Raw genomic sequence first — 15,394 nt, forward strand, 5'->3', positions numbered from 1 at the left:
GCGGCCGGTTACTTCTTCTTGCCGCCTTCCTTTCCGCCGTCGCCCTCTTTCATGCCGCCCGGGTCGCGAACGTCCTTGTCCGAAATGCCCGGCGGCAGCAGATTCCAGTCGGCGCCCATGCGGTTGGGATCCGCGGGGTGGTTGCCCACTGTGCGTTCCTGCGTCGGCTGCTCTCCCGCTTCGTGGCTGCGCCGCTTGCCAAGCCCCGAGGGCTTCTCCATGGATTCGGGGGAACGCTTGTAGGGGCGCCCGGGATATGCGCCGCCTTCCTCGTACTCCGGCCCTTGGGGATTGGGCTGCCGGCTGTCGCACTTGGCCGAAGGCTCGTGCTCGCCATAGGGCGGCTCGTTGGCCCCCCAGCGTCCGCTCTTGCGCGTGGCGCTTTCCTTGTCGAACTCCTTGCCGGAGGCCTCCCCTTTGGGCTTGGGGCTGTCACGCCCCGCATTCGGCGCCATGGCTCACCTCCGCATGTGGTCGGAAGACAGGCACTTGCCCAGCAGAAGGCCGATCACCCCCGCGATGCACACGGCTTTCCATGCGTGTTCGTGCACGCATTCATCGGTCGCTTGCGAGACCGCGTGATAGCTTTCCTTCAGCGTGTGCCGGTAGTTCCCCGCTTCCAGGCGCGCAAGCTCGAGCTGATTCTTCAGGCGGCCCCGGGCGGCCTCGATCTCGGCGCCGCTGTAGCTGGCCGTGGAGCGCAGCAACTCTTCCGCGCTGCTGATGAGTTCTTTAAGACTGGAAGCAACATCGTCGCGTTTTGCGTCGGCTTCGCTTCGTGCAGGATTCTGGGCCATATATCCTCCTTTCCTGTGTGTGTATGTCGGGCGCGGTTCGCGACGCCCGTCCGAACCAGGCCGGCAGCAAACGCTGTGCCGGCCGCGCAGGGTCCGGATCAGTCCCCCTCTGCCGGGGTACGGTCGATGCCGGGAGTCTGCTGCGGGTCGACGCCGGGCATCAGGTCGGGAATGCTGTCGGGCGGGCGCCGAGAGGGCTTGGCGTCCTTGTCGGGCCTGGCCTCGGGCATGGCCGGGCGGCTATTTTCGCGATCGGGCTCGGGTTGCCCGCCGCCTGCGCGAGTATGTGTGCTTGCTGCTTGCATCGAACTGCTCTCCTTGTTCATCTGCCGGCCCACCATTGCTTCAGGGTCGATCTCAGGACGGAACCGCGCTCATCGTCCTTGCTCAGGGCCTGGAAATAGGCGCGGGCCTGCTTCCAGGGAATGTGCGGCGGCAGGGGCGGCACATTGGGGTCGACCACCACTTCGAGCACCACGGGCCGGTCGGCGCTCAGGGCTTCTTCCCAGGCGGACGCGATGCGGTCGGGCCGGTCTACGCGCATGCCATGCAATCCCAGCATCCGCCCATATTCCGCATAGGGAAAAGGCGGCAGCCTCTGGGTCACGTCCACGCGCGGGTCGCCTTCGGCCCTCTGCTCCCAGGTTACTTCGTTGAGATCGCCGTTGTTAAGCACCATGACGACCAAGGTCGGATTCTGCCAGTCGCGCCAGCGATCGGCGATGGTGATCAATTCATTCAGGCCGTTCATCTGCATGGCGCCGTCGCCCACCAGCGCGAACACCGGCCTGCCGGGACTGGCCAGCTTGGCCGCCAGCGCGTAGGGAACGCCGCAGCCCATGGTGGCCAGGCCGCCCGACAGCGAGGCCTGCATGCCCGGGCGCAGCTTGATGTCGCGCGCATACCAGTTCGCCGCCGTACCCGAATCGCAGGTGATGATGCTGTCGTCGGGCAGCCTGGGTGAAAGCTCCCAGAAGACCCGCTGCGGATTGACCGGATCGGCATCGACCATGGCGCGGGCCTCCATCTTGCGCCACCATTCCGACACCAGCCCTTCGATCCGCTTGCGCCAGGCATCATCGCTGCGGGATTCAAGAAACGGTACCAGGGCCTGCAAGGTTTGCCGGGCATCGCCTACCAGCCCCACCTCGACGGGATAGCGCAGATTCAGCATGCTGCCGTCGCGATCGATCTGAACCGCCCTGGCCTGTCCCTCGGGCGGCAGGAACTCGGAATACGGAAAGGCCGTTCCCACCATCAGCAAGGTGTCGCAGCCGTTCATCAGCTCCCAGCTGGGTTGGGTGCCCAGCATGCCGATGGAGCCCGTCACATAAGGCAGGCGATCGTCCAGCGCCGGCTTGCCCAGCAAGGCCTTGGCCACCCCGGCACCCAGCACATCGGCGACCTGGCGCAACTCTTCCTCGGCGCCGATGGCACCGGCGCCCACCAGCATGGCCACGCGCTCGCCCTTGTTCAGGACATCGGCGGCATTGCGCAGCGCATGCGCGTCGGGCACGTTGGCGTGATGGGTGTAGCCGATGCCGGTATGCGTCGTGCCGTGCTCACGCGGCGGTGCCTCGACCGCCGGCAAGGTTTGCACGTCGTTGGGCAGAATGATGCAGGTAACGCTGCGCCGCTCCATCGCAATGCGCAAAGCGCGGTCGATCAGGTGCCGAAGCTGGGTGGGCGTGCTGGCCGTGTGCACGAAGTCGCGCGCCACGTCCTTGAACAGGCTGTGCAGGTCGACCTCCTGCTGGTAATTGGTGCCCAGCGCGCTGCGCGCCTGCTGCCCCACGATGGCCACCACCGGCTGATGATCCATCCTGGCGTCGTACAGGCCGTTGGCCAGGTGTATGGCGCCCGGGCCCGAAGTGGCCACGCATACGCCCACCTGACCGGTAAATTTGGCATGGGCGCAAGCCATCAGGGCCGCGGTCTCTTCGTGCCGCGTCTGGACGAATTCCAACGGCAGGTCCGTGCGGCCAAAGGCCGCCATCAGCCCATTAATGCCGTCTCCGGGATAGCCGAACACGCGCCTGATGCCCCATTGATCCAGGCGCTTGACGATAAAGTCGGATACGTTTTGCATTGATGCCTTCCTGCTTGCTCTGCGAGCAGGAAAGGCAGCAACCTACATGCCCGAGGCTCAGACGAGTTCGCGCTGATGCTGGGCCGAGAAATCGATGACAGGCCCGGCCGGCACGATGCCGGTCGGGTTGATCTGCGTGTGGCTGCGGTAGTAGTGGCCCTTGATGTGGTCCATGTTCACCGTGGCGGCCACGCCCGGGTATTGATAGAGCTCCCGGGTAAAGCCCCAGAGACCGGGGAAATCGACCAGGCGCTTGAGGTTGCACTTGAAATGCCCGTAATACACCGGGTCGAAACGCAACAGGGTCGTGAACAGCCGCCAGTCGGCCTCGGTCAGGACGGCTCCAGCAAGGTAGCGCTGCTTCAGCAGGCGGCGCTCCATTCTGCCAAGTGCCTGGAACAGTTCCTGGACCGCCTGCTCATAGGCCTCTTGCGAGGTGGCAAAGCCGGCCCGATAGACGCCATTGTTGATGTTGGCATAGACGTCGGCGTTGACCTCGTCGATCTGTTCGCGCAGCCCGGTCGGATAATAGTCGCCCGCCGCCGCGCCTGCGCCGTCGAAGGCGCTGTTGAGCATGCGGATGATCTCGGACGATTCGTTGTTGACGATGGTGCGCCGCTGCTTGTCCCACAGCACTGGCACGGTGACCCGACCCGTGTAGCCGGGTTGCGCCAGCGTATACAGCTGATGCACATAGCTGGCGTGGTTGACGTGGTCGGCCACCACGCCTTCGTCGGGCTCGAAGGTCCAGCCATGGTGGGCCATCAGCGGATTCACCACCGACACGCTTATGAAGGAATCGAGCTGCTTGATCGCGCGGAATATCAGGGTGCGGTGAGCCCAGGGGCATGCCAGCGAGACGTAAAGGTGGTAGCGGCCGGGCTCGGCCGCAAAACCGCCCTCGCCCGAAGGCCCCGCCGAGCCGTCGGGCGTGATCCAGTTGCGGAACTGCGCCTCGCTGCGCACGAAGCGCCCGCCCGTGCTTTTCGTGTCGTACCACTGGTCGGTCCATTGACCGTCTATCAGCAAACCCATTCATTCACCTCTGGCTGGTTCCGAAGCTGGAGAGCTCCTCGAGTATCGGGCAACCGGGGCGGTCGTCGCCATGGCAGCAATCGGCCAGAACCCGCAACTGGTCGCGAATGGACTGCAGCTTGGCGATGTCCTGGTCGAGCTCGCCGATGTACTGGCCGGCCAGCCGCTTGACGTCCTGGCTTTTGCGGCTTTTGTCCTTCCATAGCCCGACCAGCATGCGGATGCGATCGAGCGAAAAGCCCAGATCGCGCGCACGGCGGATGAACCTGAGGGTCTGGACATCGACCTCGCCGTACTGGCGGTAGCCGGCGGCGGAACGCACGGCAGCCGGCAGCAACCCCACGCTTTCGTAGTAGCGTATCATTTTCGCCGTAACGCCCGAGGCCGCCGCGGCCTGGCCTATGTTCATGTCGCTTTCCCTTGCTTGCACCGATCGGTGCCTTGCCCAGCCTTGACCTTACCATGGCGGCAAGGTTTAAAGTTCAAGTCCAACTTCATGGAGAACACAAATGCTTGAATTCCGCGTTCAGGACATGACCTGCGGCCACTGTGCAGGCGCGATCACCAAGGCTGTCAAGCAGGTGGCCCCCCAAGCTTCCGTAGAAGTCGACCTTGACCGGCACCGCGTGCGTGTGCAGGGCGAGGCCGACGGCGAGGCGGTAAAGGCCGCCATTGCCGACGCCGGCTATACGCCCGAGCCCGCCGGCAACTGAAAGCCTCGCAGGCGCAAGGCGTTGCCCAGCACGAAGACGCTCGACAACGCCATGGCGCCGGCGGCAAACACGGGCGACATCAGCACGCCCATTACCGGATACAGCACCCCTGCCGCCACCGGAATCAGCGCCGTGTTGTAGGCAAAGGCCCAGAACAAGTTCTGGCGGATATTGCGCAGCGTGGCGCGCGATAATGCCAGGGCCCCGGGCACGCCCATCAAGTCGCCCGACATCAGCACCACATCAGCGGCCTCCATGGCCACGTCGGTGCCCGTGCCCACCGCCACGCCCACGTCGGCGGCGGCCAGGGCCGGCGCATCATTGATGCCGTCGCCCACGAAGGCCAGCGCTCCGTGCTGGCTGCGCAGCCGCTCCACCTCTGCAACCTTGCCTTCGGGAAGCACCTCGGCCACGACCTCGTCTATGCCCAGCTGGCGCGCGATGGCCTGCGCCGTGCGGCGGTCGTCGCCCGTAATCATGGCTACCTTCAGGCCCAGCCCGTGCAGGGCCGCTATGGCCTTCGACGTGGTGGGCTTGATGGGGTCGGCCACCGCCAGCATGGCGGCCAGGCGCCCGTCGACGGCGGCGTAGATCGGCGTCTTGCCTTCGTCCGCCAGGCGCCGGGCATCGTCGGAGAATCGTTGCGCGTCGATGCCCAGCTTGCGCATATAGCGGTCGGCGCCAATATGGACACGCCTGCCTCCGGCCACCCCCCATACGCCCGATCCGGTCTCGGCCTGGAACTGCTCGACCTTGGGCAGGGAAAGCGATTCGGCCTGGGCCGCGGCCACCAGCGCCTGCGCGATGGGGTGCTCGGAATGCCCTTCGACGGCGGCGATATGGGCCAGTACGTCGGCGCGCTCCCAACCCTCGGCCGTGATCAGGTCGGTGAGTGCGGGCTTGCCCAGGGTCAGGGTGCCGGTCTTGTCGAACGCCACCACGCGCGTTTCTGCAAATTGCTGCAAGGCCTCGCCGCGGCGAAAGAATATGCCCATCTGCGCGCCCCGCCCCATGCCCACCATGATGGAGGTGGGCGTGGCCAGGCCCATGGCGCAGGGGCAGGCAACGATCAGCACCGCCACGCCGTTGACCAGGGCAAACGTCAGTGCCGGCGACGGTCCCCAAAAGAACCAGACGGCACAGGTAAGCAGGGCCACGGCGATGACGGCGGGCACGAACCACATCGTGATGCGATCGACCAGGGCCTGAATGGGCAGCTTGGCCGCCTGGGCGTGCTCGACCATGGCGATGATGCGGGCCAGCACGGTGTCCGCGCCCACCTGCGTGGCCCGATAAGTAAGCGAGCCCGACTGGTTCACCGTGCCGCCCACCACCTGGGCGCCCTCGCCTTTGCGCACCGGGTCGGGCTCGCCGGTGATCATCGATTCATCGACAAAGCTTTCGCCGGCCACGACTTCTCCGTCCACCGCCATCCGTTCGCCGGGCCGCGCCAGCAACGTGTCGCCCGCCTGTACCTGGTCGATGGGCAGTTCGATGAAATCGTCGCCGCGCCGGACACGCGCGGTGCGCGGCTGCAGGGTCATGAGCCGCTTGATGGCCTCGGAAGTGCGGCCCTTGGCCCGAGCCTCGAGATAGCGGCCCAGCAGGATCAGCGTGGCGATGACAGCCGCCGCCTCGAAGTAGACATGGACCGTGCCCTGGGGAAGCAGGCCCGGCAGGAAGGTGGCCACCACCGAATAGGCATAGGCGGCGCCAGCGCCGACCGCCACCAGGGAGTTCATGTCGGGCGCTCCGCGCAGCAGCGCCGGCACGCCGCGAAGAAAGAAGCGGCGGCCCGGCCCGGCCAGCACCAGTGTCGTCAGCACGAACTGCAGGCGCCAGCTGAATTCGAGTCCTATGGTCTCCGCCACGAAGTGGTGCACCGGCATGAAAAAGTGCGAGCCCATCTCCAGCAGGAACACCGGCAGGGTCAGGACGAAGGCGATGATGAGCGCCCTTCGAAGCTCGGCGCTTTCGGCGCGCTGCCGTTCGGCCAATTCATCTTGCGCCGCCGTATCGGCCCGCGCCTGGCGCGCCTCGTAGCCGGCCTTGCCCACCGCCTGGATGGCCGCCTGCACGTCGGGAGTGTGTTCAAAATACACTTCGGCCTTTTGGGTGGCCAGGTTCACACTGGCGTCGGCGACGCCCGGCGCCGCCTTGAGGGCGCGCTCTACGCGTCCCACGCACGAGGCGCAACTCATTCCCTCGACGTCAAGGGTGATGGACTGTGTGAATGGCTGGATGGGCGCGGATGCGCCTGGGCGAATTGCATTCATGGCTTCAATGGGCGCACGGCCCTCCGATTTGTTCCAATGAGGCCACCGTAAACCTTACCATCATGTAAAGGTCAAGCGCGCGAAAAAAAGCTTTCAGGCAAGCGAAAAAAAGGCTTTTCAGATATAAACTCAATGCAATATCCTCTGCCAAGTTGTGAATCACAGGCTCGGGCGTATCCTTTCCCCACCACATAAAGAGACAACCATGAGAAAAGCGACACTGGTACTGGCCCTGGCCAGCCTGGGTGCGCTGGCGGCATGCCAGACGCCCTCGAACTCGCACGGCAGCTCCAAGCATTCCGAGTTCAATTGCATCGCGGGCACCGTAGGCGGGGCCGTCGTCGGCGGTCTGCTGGGCAGCACGGTCGGCGGCGGACGAGGCCGCACCGTGTCGACCGCGGTGGGCATTGGCGCGGGCGGCTATCTTGGCAACCAAATGGGGTGCAAATAATGAAGAACCTCACCATCAAGCCTGTCGCCGCCATGGCGTTTGCTCTTGTCCTGCTGGGCACGGGCCACGCCCAGACCACGCCGGCCGCGCAGCCCCAACTTACCCCTGAACATTTCGCCCAGCTCGACCGTGACGGAAGCGGCGGCATCAGCAGGGCCGAATACGAGCAATTCATGCGCGAATCGTTCCAGAAACTGGACACCGACGGCAACAAGCGCCTTAGTCAGACCGAGGCAAGCACCGTGCTGACGCCCGAACAGTTCGCTGCGGTCGACAAGAACAAGGACGGCCAGATCGCGCTCGACGAGTTCCTAGACCACGTCATGCGGGACTTCGACCGCTACGACTACGATAAGGACGGCGTGCTGCAGCCCTGATTCAGCAGCAGGCGGCGCGGTCGCCGGGCAGATCGGCGCAATGGCTTTCTTCGACCTGTATGGTGGCATGATCGATGCCAAAGCGTTCGGCCAGCCTGGCGCGCACCGCGCCGATTACCTCGCGGGGCGCGGCTTGCCCGCGCGGCACCACGTGCAGGGTCAGCAGGTGCTTGTCGGCGGTGATCGACCACACATGGATGTGATGGACATCGTGCACAAGAAGCACCTGGGTCTCGAGATCGGCCTTGATCTCGGCAATGCTGACGCCTGGCGGCGTGCCTTCCAGAAGAATGTGGCCCGCCGAACGCACCACCCCCCATGCGCTTTTCAGGATGATCAGCGCCACCAATACCGACAGAATCGGGTCGATGGGCGTCCAGCCCGTCCATAGTATGACCACGGCCGCCGCGATGGCGGCCACCGACCCCAGCAGGTCGCCCACCACGTGCAGCAAGGCACTGCGCAGGTTGAGGTTGTCGTGGCTGCCCCGAAACAGCACGAAGAAGGCCGCGATGTTGGCGGCCAGGCCGGCCACCGCCACGACCAGCATGGGGCCGCCCAATATCGGCGCCGGCTCGAACCAGCGGCGCACCGCCTCGACCACGATCCAGGCCGCGATGGCGAACAGCGCCAGCCCGTTGACGAAAGCCGCCAGGATCTCGACCCGGCGAAAACCGTAGGAAAGCTGTTCGGTCGCCGCCCGCTTGCCGATGCGTACGGCCAGCCAGCTGAAAGCCAGGGCAGCGGCATCGCTGGCCATGTGGCCGGCGTCGGCCAGCAGCGCCAGGGAACCCGACACCACCCCGCCCGCGATTTCGACCACCATGAACACGGCGATGATGACGAAGGCCCACATCAGGCGGCGCTCGTCGGTAACGCCGTGCGCATGCCCTCCGGGGCCGTGGTGATGATGGCCATGGCCCTGGGCGCCATGGTCGTGGCCATGATCATGCGAATGATCGTGGTCGTGCTTTGAATTGCTCATGTAGCGATCTGTCCTGAATGCAGGTGGGTCCGTCGTGAATGCCGGTGCCCGGTGCCACGGAATAGCTGTTTATACCAGTTTGTACCCGAAGCATCGCTCGGATGATAGCCTGCCCCGTGCTCGCTGCAGGCCTCTGGGGAGCCGGGTTCCGCGTCCTGGGCCTTGCCCATGGGCTGAACGCACTACCCTTGAAAACTCCGACAATGAAAAAACAGTTTTCTCCCGCCCCGGCTCAAAGTATGCTTTCCGATGACGACCACCACCCACCGGGAGCCGCCATGAACCGCAAGAAAGTCTCTGATTTCCACCCCGACGTGCTTCGCCTGTTCGACCAATACGTGCATGGCGCCCTGGACCGCAGGGCCTTCTTGCAAAAGGCCGCCCGCTATGCCGTCGGAGGCCTGACCGCCACCGCCCTGCTTGAAAGCCTCAAGCCCAACTTCGCCTGGGCCAAGCAGGTGCCCGAGTCGGACAAGCGCATTACCACCAGCCGGCAAAAATACCCCTCGCCCCAGGGCAGCGGCACCATGAAAGGCTACCTCGCCCTGCCCGCCCAGCCTCAGGGCAAGCTTCCCGCCGTAATCGTGTATCACGAGAACCGGGGACTGAATCCCTATATTGAAGACGTCGCGCGCCGCCTGGCCGTCGAAGGCTATATCGCCTTTGCGCCCGATGCCCTGACACCGCTTGGCGGCTATCCCGGCGATGAAGACGAAGCACGAGCCCTGTTTGCCAAGCTCGACCAGGCCAAGACGCGCGAAGACCTGTTCGCCGCCGTCGACTACGTGCAGAAGCACCCCGACTACAGCGGCCGTTATGGCGCGGTAGGCTTTTGCTACGGGGGCGGCATAGTGAACAAGCTGGCCGTGCAGCGCGCCGACCTGGCCGCGGGCGTGCCCTTCTACGGCACCCAGCCCAGCGCCGAAGAAACCGCAAGCATCAAGGCGCCGCTGCTCATCCATTACGCCGAGAACGACGAGCGCGTCAATGCCGGATGGCCCGCTTTCGAACAGGCCTTGAAGGACAACAAGGTCGAATATCAGGCCTTCATCTACCCGGGCACCCAGCACGGCTTCCACAACGACACCACGCCCCGCTACGATGAAGAAGCCGCCAAGCTGGCCTGGAGCCGCACGCTGGAGTTCTTTGGCAAGCATCTGAAAGACTGATGCCCGCCTGGCGCGGGCCAAATCGCGGCCAGGTACCGCATGGCCGGGCCGCCCGACGGCGGGCGCGCTTGATACGTTGGGCCAACCCGCAACAGGGGGCCGGAATCCAGATCGCGAACGCGAGGCGGCCGCCGCCCGAAACCGCCGATCAGGACAGCTGTTCTATCGAGGGGCTGGGCGCCCCCGACCATGTAAGCCTGTAGGCCTGGGCCCGGCGCACATTGCCCACCAACGCGGGCCTGAAGCAGGCCAGGTTGGTGCCGTGGTGCCTGCGCACGCTGGGATACACCACCCCCATCGAGCCCTCTTCAAGCAGGCGCTGGGCCAGTTCTTGCGAGGCCACATAGCTGCCGGGGCTAAGGCATTCGACGAAATCGGGGGAATGGCGAAGGTCGTGGAACTGGCCGCTGAAGTCAGCCAGCAGCGCCTGGTAGCTGACGCTGTCGGAGAAATAGTCGATTTCAGCGTACTCGACCGTTTTGTGGAAAACGATTTCGGCCAGCGCGGTCTGGGCGTCGAAAGCGCAATACCAGGCGCCCCGCTCGCCCGAATTGAAGCGGCTGCCCTCGGGACGAGGGTAAGTGAAGGCCGCATTGACGATGCGAAAATTGGGCACGCCGAACACGAGCTCGTCTATGCCTATGCCGGCCAGTCCGCCGCGTTCGGCGCGCAAACGCTGGTTGGTGGCATTGTCGAGCGCGAAAAGATCGGCAAGATGGTCGGCGTCTTCGGCCAGGGGTGCCAGCACCGAGTCTTCCTGGTCGGCAAAGCGCGACGGCAGCAGGCGCACGGTATCCAGCTGCCGCACGAGCGAAACCGGGGGTAGCGTGGACATGGGCCTGGCCTTGCCGCGGCGGCCTAGATGCCGCCGCGCCGGGCGTCGAGCAGCTGCCTTACGGCCTGCATGGCGATAAGCCCGCCTTCCATCATGTATGCCAGCGGTGTGCGGCCGCCAAACAGCGCATTGCGGTTGGGCAGGTGCACCCATTGGTCGGCCAGTTCGTCGCCATACAGAATGTGCAGCGACTTGTAGATGCCCAGCAGGTACGAAATGCGCGTAAGGCGGTCGACCTCGAGCACGCGCTGAGGCTTTTTCTTCCATTCGTAGTACGAGCTGCTGGACACCCCGCCCAGCAGCACGCAGGCGTCTTCGTCGCGCAGCTTCCAGGCCTGGGCGAGCTTGAAGAAGCCCTTGAGGGCCGAGGCCGAAAGGCGCTCGCGCACCGGGCGCGCGTTAAGGTCGACGACGCTGGCGGGTTCGAAGCGGCTGAAGGGATAAGCGTAGGCGAGGCTCATAATGGACTCCGTTTATGGATATTTTATACTCCAAAATAGGAAAAGTCCATGATTTCAAGCTTTTATGCCGAAACATGCAGTTTGGATACCGCGGCGCTCTCTCACTGCAGCACCGGGGCAATATTGCAGCGCCGTCATGGGTATTTCAAGCCACATAAGGACTATGGCAAAACCTTCATCCTCCTTCCCCAGCAGAACGAGCGACCGCCAGGCCTGCAGTGTCGTTCGATTGCCTCGGGCGGGCGTCAAAGAATCTCGTCCACCGCCTCGATGGGCCGCCCCAGGCGCGTGCCCTTTTCGGTCACGACGAAGGGCCTGTTGATAAGAATGGGATGGGCCGCCATGGCGTCCAGCAACTGCGCATCGCTCGCCCCCTCCAGGCCCAGCTCTGCATAAGCCGCCTCTTTGACGCGCACCGCCTCGCGCGGCGTCAGGCCGGCGTCGGAAATCAGCTTTGCAAGCTGGTCGCGGCTGGGCGGCGTCTTCAGGTATTCGATGATTTCGGGCTCGCGGCCGGCCGCGCGCAGTCGTTCAAGCGTGTTGCGCGACGTGCTGCAGCGGGGATTGTGATAGATGGTGGTCATGGTCATTTCCTATGTACTCCCGGTGAAAATCACTGCAAAGTGTGCATTGATTCTATACGACGCCGCGGGCGCAACATTCAGCAAAGCTTCGCGGGTCCCGCCGTTACTGGCTTCTTGCCATGCCGTGCGCGCTGTAATACCCTTTTTCAGCTTGTATGTGCTTCAATTATCCAAGCTTCAAATAAATATACGGAGACAATGAATGGAGTTGACGCTGCTGATCGAGCTGGCGCTTAACGGCCTGCAGTTCGGCTTGATGCTGTTCCTGCTGGCGGCGGGCCTGACCCTGGTGTTCGGCATCATGGATTTCATCAACCTCGCCCATGGCTCGCTGTACATGCTGGGCGCCTACTTCGCGGCCTCGTTCATCATGGCCACCGACTCGTTCTGGCTGGGCCTGGCGCTGGCCGTGGCGGCCACCATGGTGGCCGGCGTCATCCTTGAAGTGCTGGTCTTTCGGCGCCTGTACCAGCGCAACCACATGTCGCAGGTGCTGGCCACCTTCGCCCTCATCCTGATCTTCAACGAGGGTGCGCGCATGGTCTGGGGCGAACAGCCGTTAAGGCTGAACGCGCCCGAGATCTTCTCGGAGCCGGTGCAAATACTGCCCGGCCTCTCGTATTCGTCCTTCCGCCTGTTCATCATCGCCACCGGCCTGGCCGTCGCCGCGGTGCTGTATGTGCTGGTCAGCAAAACGCGCCTGGGCATGCGCGTGCGCGCCGGTGCGTCCAACCGCGAAATGGCCACGGCCATGGGCGTGAACATCAAGACCATCTTCACCCTGCTGTTCGCCTTCGGTGCAGCGCTATGCGCCATCGCCGGCGCCCTGCTGGGCACCATACTGTCGGTACAGGTGGGCATGGGCGAAAGCATACTCATCCTGGCCTTCGTGGTGATTGTCGTCGGAGGCATAGGCTCGATCAGGGGGGCGCTGATCGGCTCGATACTGGTTGGCTGCGTCGACACGCTCAGCCGCACGCTGCTGCCTTCTTTGCTGCATGCCATCATGCCGGCGGCCGTGGCGTCGAGCCTCGGGCCCGCGCTGGCGTCCATATTGATCTACCTGCTCATGGCCGGGGTGCTGTTCTTCAAGCCCGAAGGCCTGTTTCCCGCCCGCAGCTAAGGAGCCCGCATGCACAGCACTTTGCATCATCGCCTTTCGGGCCCCTGGATCGCCGCCCTGCTCATCGCGCTGCTGGCCTTTCCGCCCGTGGCCGCCTGGTTCGGCCAAGAGTTCTACATCAGCTTCGGCTCCCGCCTCATTATCTTTGCCCTCGTGGCCTCCAGCCTCAACCTCATTCTGGGCTTCGGCGGAATGGTCAGCCTGGGCCATGCCGCCTACTTCGGCGCGGGCGCCTACGTGGTCGCCATACTGATGTACCACGACCTGCCCTCGGCCTGGCTCAGCTGGCCGGCCGCCGTTCTGGTGGGCGCCGTGCTGGCTTTCCTCATCGGCCTGGTCTGCCTGCGCACCCGGGGCGTGTATTTCATCATGATCACGCTGGCGTTCGCCCAGATGACCTACTACATTTTTGTCTCGCTGCGCAGTTATGGCGGCGATGACGGCCTGGCCATCATGCAGCGGTCCCAGCTGGGCATCGATCTTTCGTCCGACACGGTGTTCTATTACGTGTGCCTGGCCCTTACCGTGGCCGTGCTCTTCCTGATGCATCGTCTCGTCAATGCGCGCTTCGGCCGAGTGCTGCAAGGCATACGCGAGAACGAAACCCGCATGCAAGCCATAGGCTACCCCGTGTTTCGCTTCAAGCTGGCCGCCTTCGTGATTGCCGGCGCAATCGCCGCCCTGGGGGGTGCTCTTTTCGCCAACCAGAACTACATGGCCAGCCCCAGCCAGCTGCACTGGATGCAGTCGGGCACGCTGATGGTCATGGTACTGGTGGGCGGGCTGGGCTACTTCTTCGGCGGCGTCATCGGCGCCGTTACGCTGCTGGTGCTCGAAGAGATCCTCATGGCCTACACCACGCACTGGGCCTTCATATTGGGCTTTGTCCTGCTGGCCATCGTGCTGTTTTTGCCCAACGGGCTGGCCAGCCTGGCCCTGCGCCGCCCGCGCAGGGCCGACGCCCCCACCGGAGACAAGCCATGACGCCCCTGCTCGAACTGCGTGGCCTGGTGCGCCGCTACGGCGGCCTGGTGGCCACGGACCACCTCGACCTGGCCGTGGCCGAGGGCGAGATGCATGCCATCATCGGCCCCAACGGCGCCGGCAAGACCACCCTCATCCACCAGATCTCGGGCGGCCTCGCCCCAGACGAAGGAAGCATCGTGTTCCACGGCCAGGACATCACCGCCCTGCCCATGAACGAACGGGTAAGGCTGGGCCTGGCACGCTCTTACCAGATCACCAACATCTTCCGCCAGTGCACAGTGCTCGACAACCTGGCCTTGGCGGTACAGGCACGCCATGGCTCCAGCATGCGATTCTGGCGCGCCGCCATCAGCGAATCGGCCTTGTTCGACGAAGCCCGCGCACTGGCCCACAAGATCGGGCTCGACCGTCGCCTGGAAGCGCCGGCCGGCAGCCTGGCGCACGGTGAGCAGCGCATGCTCGAGGTCGGCCTGGCCCTGGCCACCCGTCCGCGCATGCTGCTGCTGGACGAGCCCATGGCGGGCATGGGCCCCAAAGAGTCGCGCAGTCTCATGCCTCTCATCCAGTCGCTGGGCCAGGAGCTTACCGTGCTGCTGGTCGAGCACGACATGGAGACCGTTTTCCAGCTTGCCGATCGCATTTCGGTGCTGGTGTCGGGCCGCGTCATCGCCACCGGCACCCCCGGCGAAATCCGCCACAACGCCGAAGTACGCAAGGCCTATCTGGGCGACGAGGTAAGCGCATGAACCCGCTGCTTGAAGTAAAAGCCATCGAAACCGCCTACGGCAGCAGCAAGGTGTTGTTCGGCATCGACCTGGCCATCGAGGCCGGCGAAACCGCCACCCTGCTGGGGCGCAACGGCATGGGCAAGACCACCACGGTGCGCTCGGTGCTGGGCCTTGCCCGCATTCAGGGCGGCAGCATACACTTTGACGGCCACGACATCGGACGCTGGAGCGCCGACCGCATCGCTCGCCTGGGCGTGGCCGTGGTGCCCGAAGGCAGGCACATCTTTCCCAACCTCTCGGTACGAGAGAACCTGGTCGCCTTCGCCGGCAACCGCAGCGGCGCCGCCGAGCCTTGGACGCTCGAGCGCATCTATGCGCTGTTTCCGCGGCTGCAAGAGCGGGCCGGAAACATGGGCAACCAGTTGTCGGGCGGCGAACAGCAGATGCTGGCCATTGGCCGGGCGCTGATGACCAATCCCAAGCTGCTGATCCTTGACGAAGCCACCGAGGGCCTGGCCCCGCTCATCCGCGAAGAAATCTGGCAATGCCTGGCCCAGCTCAAGGCGCTGGGCCAGACCACCCTGGTCATCGACAAATACGTGCAGCGGCTGATCGAGCTGGCCGACCGGCACACCATCATCGAACGCGGCCAGGTCGTATGGAGTGGCGATTCCGACACCCTGCGACAATCGCCCGACGTGTGGGAACGATACATCGGTGTCTGAAGCATGTGTGCAGTGCCATTGGCAGCCAGCCCGTGCCGGAGCAAGTCGCCCGCTGGCGT

19 protein-coding genes are annotated in these 15,394 nt (G+C 64.6%); 8 read left to right on the plus strand and 11 right to left on the minus strand.

Going from position 1 to position 15,394, the window contains the following annotated elements:
- Positions 1-8: 8 nt before the first annotated feature.
- From C7440_RS13395 to cueR, 6 genes are all read right to left on the minus strand, one after another.
- Entirely contained in the window at positions 9-455 is a 447-nt protein-coding gene (locus C7440_RS13395) for a hypothetical protein (protein ID WP_116518915.1), read from the minus strand.
- Positions 456-458: 3 nt separating this feature from the next.
- Positions 459-797: an ElaB/YgaM/YqjD family protein gene (locus C7440_RS13400; RefSeq protein ID WP_017523497.1), complete on the minus strand. Its 339-nt coding sequence runs from the start codon at positions 795-797 to the stop codon at positions 459-461.
- 98 nt (positions 798-895) lie between these two features.
- Entirely contained in the window at positions 896-1,102 is a 207-nt protein-coding gene (locus tag C7440_RS13405) for a hypothetical protein (RefSeq protein WP_133244293.1), read from the minus strand.
- A gap of 17 nt (positions 1,103-1,119) precedes the next feature.
- The gene (locus C7440_RS13410) at positions 1,120-2,886 is read right to left on the minus strand and encodes a thiamine pyrophosphate-requiring protein (protein WP_116518917.1); all 1,767 of its coding nucleotides are present in this window, start codon (positions 2,884-2,886) and stop codon (positions 1,120-1,122) included.
- A 57-nt stretch (positions 2,887-2,943) separates the two neighbouring features.
- Positions 2,944-3,921 carry a glutathione S-transferase family protein gene (locus C7440_RS13415; protein ID WP_116518918.1) on the minus strand — a complete coding sequence of 326 codons (978 nt, stop codon included), beginning with the start codon at positions 3,919-3,921 and terminating at the stop codon, positions 2,944-2,946.
- 4 nt (positions 3,922-3,925) lie between these two features.
- On the minus strand, positions 3,926-4,330 hold the full coding sequence (gene cueR, locus C7440_RS13420; protein ID WP_116518919.1) for a Cu(I)-responsive transcriptional regulator: 405 nt from the start codon (positions 4,328-4,330) through the stop codon (positions 3,926-3,928).
- A 100-nt stretch (positions 4,331-4,430) separates the two neighbouring features.
- Between cueR and C7440_RS13425 the strand changes: the two genes are divergently transcribed.
- A complete protein-coding gene (locus C7440_RS13425; RefSeq protein WP_017523492.1) occupies positions 4,431-4,634 on the plus strand; it encodes a heavy-metal-associated domain-containing protein in 204 nt (67 codons plus the stop codon).
- Here the strand turns inward: C7440_RS13425 and C7440_RS13430 are convergent.
- Positions 4,607-6,910 carry a heavy metal translocating P-type ATPase gene (locus C7440_RS13430; protein ID WP_083851215.1) on the minus strand — a complete coding sequence of 768 codons (2,304 nt, stop codon included), beginning with the start codon at positions 6,908-6,910 and terminating at the stop codon, positions 4,607-4,609. The two genes, C7440_RS13425 and C7440_RS13430, sit on opposite strands and share 28 nt — an antisense overlap.
- A gap of 205 nt (positions 6,911-7,115) precedes the next feature.
- Between C7440_RS13430 and C7440_RS13435 the strand changes: the two genes are divergently transcribed.
- A complete protein-coding gene (locus tag C7440_RS13435) occupies positions 7,116-7,361 on the plus strand; it encodes a glycine zipper 2TM domain-containing protein (RefSeq protein ID WP_116518920.1) in 246 nt (81 codons plus the stop codon).
- Positions 7,361-7,738 carry an EF-hand domain-containing protein gene (locus C7440_RS13440; protein WP_116518921.1) on the plus strand — a complete coding sequence of 126 codons (378 nt, stop codon included), beginning with the start codon at positions 7,361-7,363 and terminating at the stop codon, positions 7,736-7,738. Before C7440_RS13435 ends, C7440_RS13440 begins: the two co-directional genes overlap by 1 nt.
- Before the next feature lies 1 nt (position 7,739).
- On the opposite strand, the gene C7440_RS13445 is transcribed toward C7440_RS13440, so the two are convergent.
- Positions 7,740-8,723: a cation diffusion facilitator family transporter gene (locus C7440_RS13445; RefSeq protein WP_116518922.1), complete on the minus strand. Its 984-nt coding sequence runs from the start codon at positions 8,721-8,723 to the stop codon at positions 7,740-7,742.
- Positions 8,724-9,001: 278 nt separating this feature from the next.
- Between C7440_RS13445 and C7440_RS13450 the strand changes: the two genes are divergently transcribed.
- Entirely contained in the window at positions 9,002-9,892 is an 891-nt protein-coding gene (locus C7440_RS13450; protein WP_116519119.1) for a dienelactone hydrolase family protein, read from the plus strand.
- A 148-nt stretch (positions 9,893-10,040) separates the two neighbouring features.
- On the opposite strand, the gene C7440_RS13455 is transcribed toward C7440_RS13450, so the two are convergent.
- The 3 genes from C7440_RS13455 to arsC all read right to left on the minus strand — a co-directional run bounded on the left by C7440_RS13455 (position 10,041) and on the right by arsC (position 11,772).
- Positions 10,041-10,727: an RES family NAD+ phosphorylase gene (locus C7440_RS13455; RefSeq protein ID WP_116518923.1), complete on the minus strand. Its 687-nt coding sequence runs from the start codon at positions 10,725-10,727 to the stop codon at positions 10,041-10,043.
- A 23-nt stretch (positions 10,728-10,750) separates the two neighbouring features.
- Positions 10,751-11,188 (minus strand): MbcA/ParS/Xre antitoxin family protein, encoded by a 438-nt coding sequence (locus C7440_RS13460; RefSeq protein ID WP_017523483.1) that lies wholly within the window; start codon positions 11,186-11,188, stop codon positions 10,751-10,753.
- Positions 11,189-11,433: 245 nt separating this feature from the next.
- Positions 11,434-11,772 (minus strand): arsenate reductase (glutaredoxin), encoded by a 339-nt coding sequence (gene arsC / locus C7440_RS13465; RefSeq protein ID WP_116518924.1) that lies wholly within the window; start codon positions 11,770-11,772, stop codon positions 11,434-11,436.
- 202 nt (positions 11,773-11,974) lie between these two features.
- Between arsC and C7440_RS13470 the strand changes: the two genes are divergently transcribed.
- The 4 genes from C7440_RS13470 to C7440_RS13485 are packed head-to-tail and all read left to right on the plus strand — an operon-like array spanning position 11,975 to position 15,335.
- Positions 11,975-12,895 (plus strand): branched-chain amino acid ABC transporter permease, encoded by a 921-nt coding sequence (locus C7440_RS13470; RefSeq protein WP_017523481.1) that lies wholly within the window; start codon positions 11,975-11,977, stop codon positions 12,893-12,895.
- Between the two features lie 9 nt (positions 12,896-12,904).
- Positions 12,905-13,879 (plus strand): branched-chain amino acid ABC transporter permease, encoded by a 975-nt coding sequence (locus C7440_RS13475; protein ID WP_116518925.1) that lies wholly within the window; start codon positions 12,905-12,907, stop codon positions 13,877-13,879.
- On the plus strand, positions 13,876-14,628 hold the full coding sequence (locus C7440_RS13480; RefSeq protein WP_017523479.1) for an ABC transporter ATP-binding protein: 753 nt from the start codon (positions 13,876-13,878) through the stop codon (positions 14,626-14,628). The genes C7440_RS13475 and C7440_RS13480 overlap by 4 nt, the downstream gene beginning before the upstream one ends.
- Positions 14,625-15,335 carry an ABC transporter ATP-binding protein gene (locus tag C7440_RS13485; protein WP_017523478.1) on the plus strand — a complete coding sequence of 237 codons (711 nt, stop codon included), beginning with the start codon at positions 14,625-14,627 and terminating at the stop codon, positions 15,333-15,335. Before C7440_RS13480 ends, C7440_RS13485 begins: the two co-directional genes overlap by 4 nt.
- Positions 15,336-15,394: the final 59 nt, after the last annotated feature.

Source organism: Pusillimonas noertemannii, from assembly GCF_003096595.1.
Taxonomy (GTDB): domain Bacteria; phylum Pseudomonadota; class Gammaproteobacteria; order Burkholderiales; family Burkholderiaceae_B; genus Pusillimonas; species Pusillimonas noertemannii.

Bases quoted from the DNA above. Each gene is read 5' to 3' on its own strand.
- C7440_RS13395 (WP_116518915.1), bottom strand. From the start codon at position 455: ATGGCGCCGAATGCGGGGCGTGACAGCCCCAAGCCCAAAGGGGAGGCC.
- cueR (WP_116518919.1), bottom strand. From the start codon at position 4,330: ATGAACATAGGCCAGGCCGCGGCGGCCTCGGGCGTTACGGCGAAAATG.
- C7440_RS13480 (WP_017523479.1), top strand. From the start codon at position 13,876: ATGACGCCCCTGCTCGAACTGCGTGGCCTGGTGCGCCGCTACGGCGGC.
- C7440_RS13400 (WP_017523497.1), bottom strand. From the start codon at position 797: ATGGCCCAGAATCCTGCACGAAGCGAAGCCGACGCAAAACGCGACGAT.
- C7440_RS13450 (WP_116519119.1), top strand. From the start codon at position 9,002: ATGAACCGCAAGAAAGTCTCTGATTTCCACCCCGACGTGCTTCGCCTG.
- C7440_RS13470 (WP_017523481.1), top strand. From the start codon at position 11,975: ATGGAGTTGACGCTGCTGATCGAGCTGGCGCTTAACGGCCTGCAGTTC.
- C7440_RS13445 (WP_116518922.1), bottom strand. From the start codon at position 8,723: ATGAGCAATTCAAAGCACGACCACGATCATTCGCATGATCATGGCCAC.
- C7440_RS13435 (WP_116518920.1), top strand. From the start codon at position 7,116: ATGAGAAAAGCGACACTGGTACTGGCCCTGGCCAGCCTGGGTGCGCTG.
- C7440_RS13430 (WP_083851215.1), bottom strand. From the start codon at position 6,910: ATGAATGCAATTCGCCCAGGCGCATCCGCGCCCATCCAGCCATTCACA.
- C7440_RS13405 (WP_133244293.1), bottom strand. From the start codon at position 1,102: ATGCAAGCAGCAAGCACACATACTCGCGCAGGCGGCGGGCAACCCGAG.
- arsC (WP_116518924.1), bottom strand. From the start codon at position 11,772: ATGACCACCATCTATCACAATCCCCGCTGCAGCACGTCGCGCAACACG.
- C7440_RS13410 (WP_116518917.1), bottom strand. From the start codon at position 2,886: ATGCAAAACGTATCCGACTTTATCGTCAAGCGCCTGGATCAATGGGGC.
- C7440_RS13440 (WP_116518921.1), top strand. From the start codon at position 7,361: ATGAAGAACCTCACCATCAAGCCTGTCGCCGCCATGGCGTTTGCTCTT.
- C7440_RS13455 (WP_116518923.1), bottom strand. From the start codon at position 10,727: ATGTCCACGCTACCCCCGGTTTCGCTCGTGCGGCAGCTGGATACCGTG.
- C7440_RS13475 (WP_116518925.1), top strand. From the start codon at position 12,905: ATGCACAGCACTTTGCATCATCGCCTTTCGGGCCCCTGGATCGCCGCC.
- C7440_RS13425 (WP_017523492.1), top strand. From the start codon at position 4,431: ATGCTTGAATTCCGCGTTCAGGACATGACCTGCGGCCACTGTGCAGGC.
- C7440_RS13415 (WP_116518918.1), bottom strand. From the start codon at position 3,921: ATGGGTTTGCTGATAGACGGTCAATGGACCGACCAGTGGTACGACACG.
- C7440_RS13485 (WP_017523478.1), top strand. From the start codon at position 14,625: ATGAACCCGCTGCTTGAAGTAAAAGCCATCGAAACCGCCTACGGCAGC.
- C7440_RS13460 (WP_017523483.1), bottom strand. From the start codon at position 11,188: ATGAGCCTCGCCTACGCTTATCCCTTCAGCCGCTTCGAACCCGCCAGC.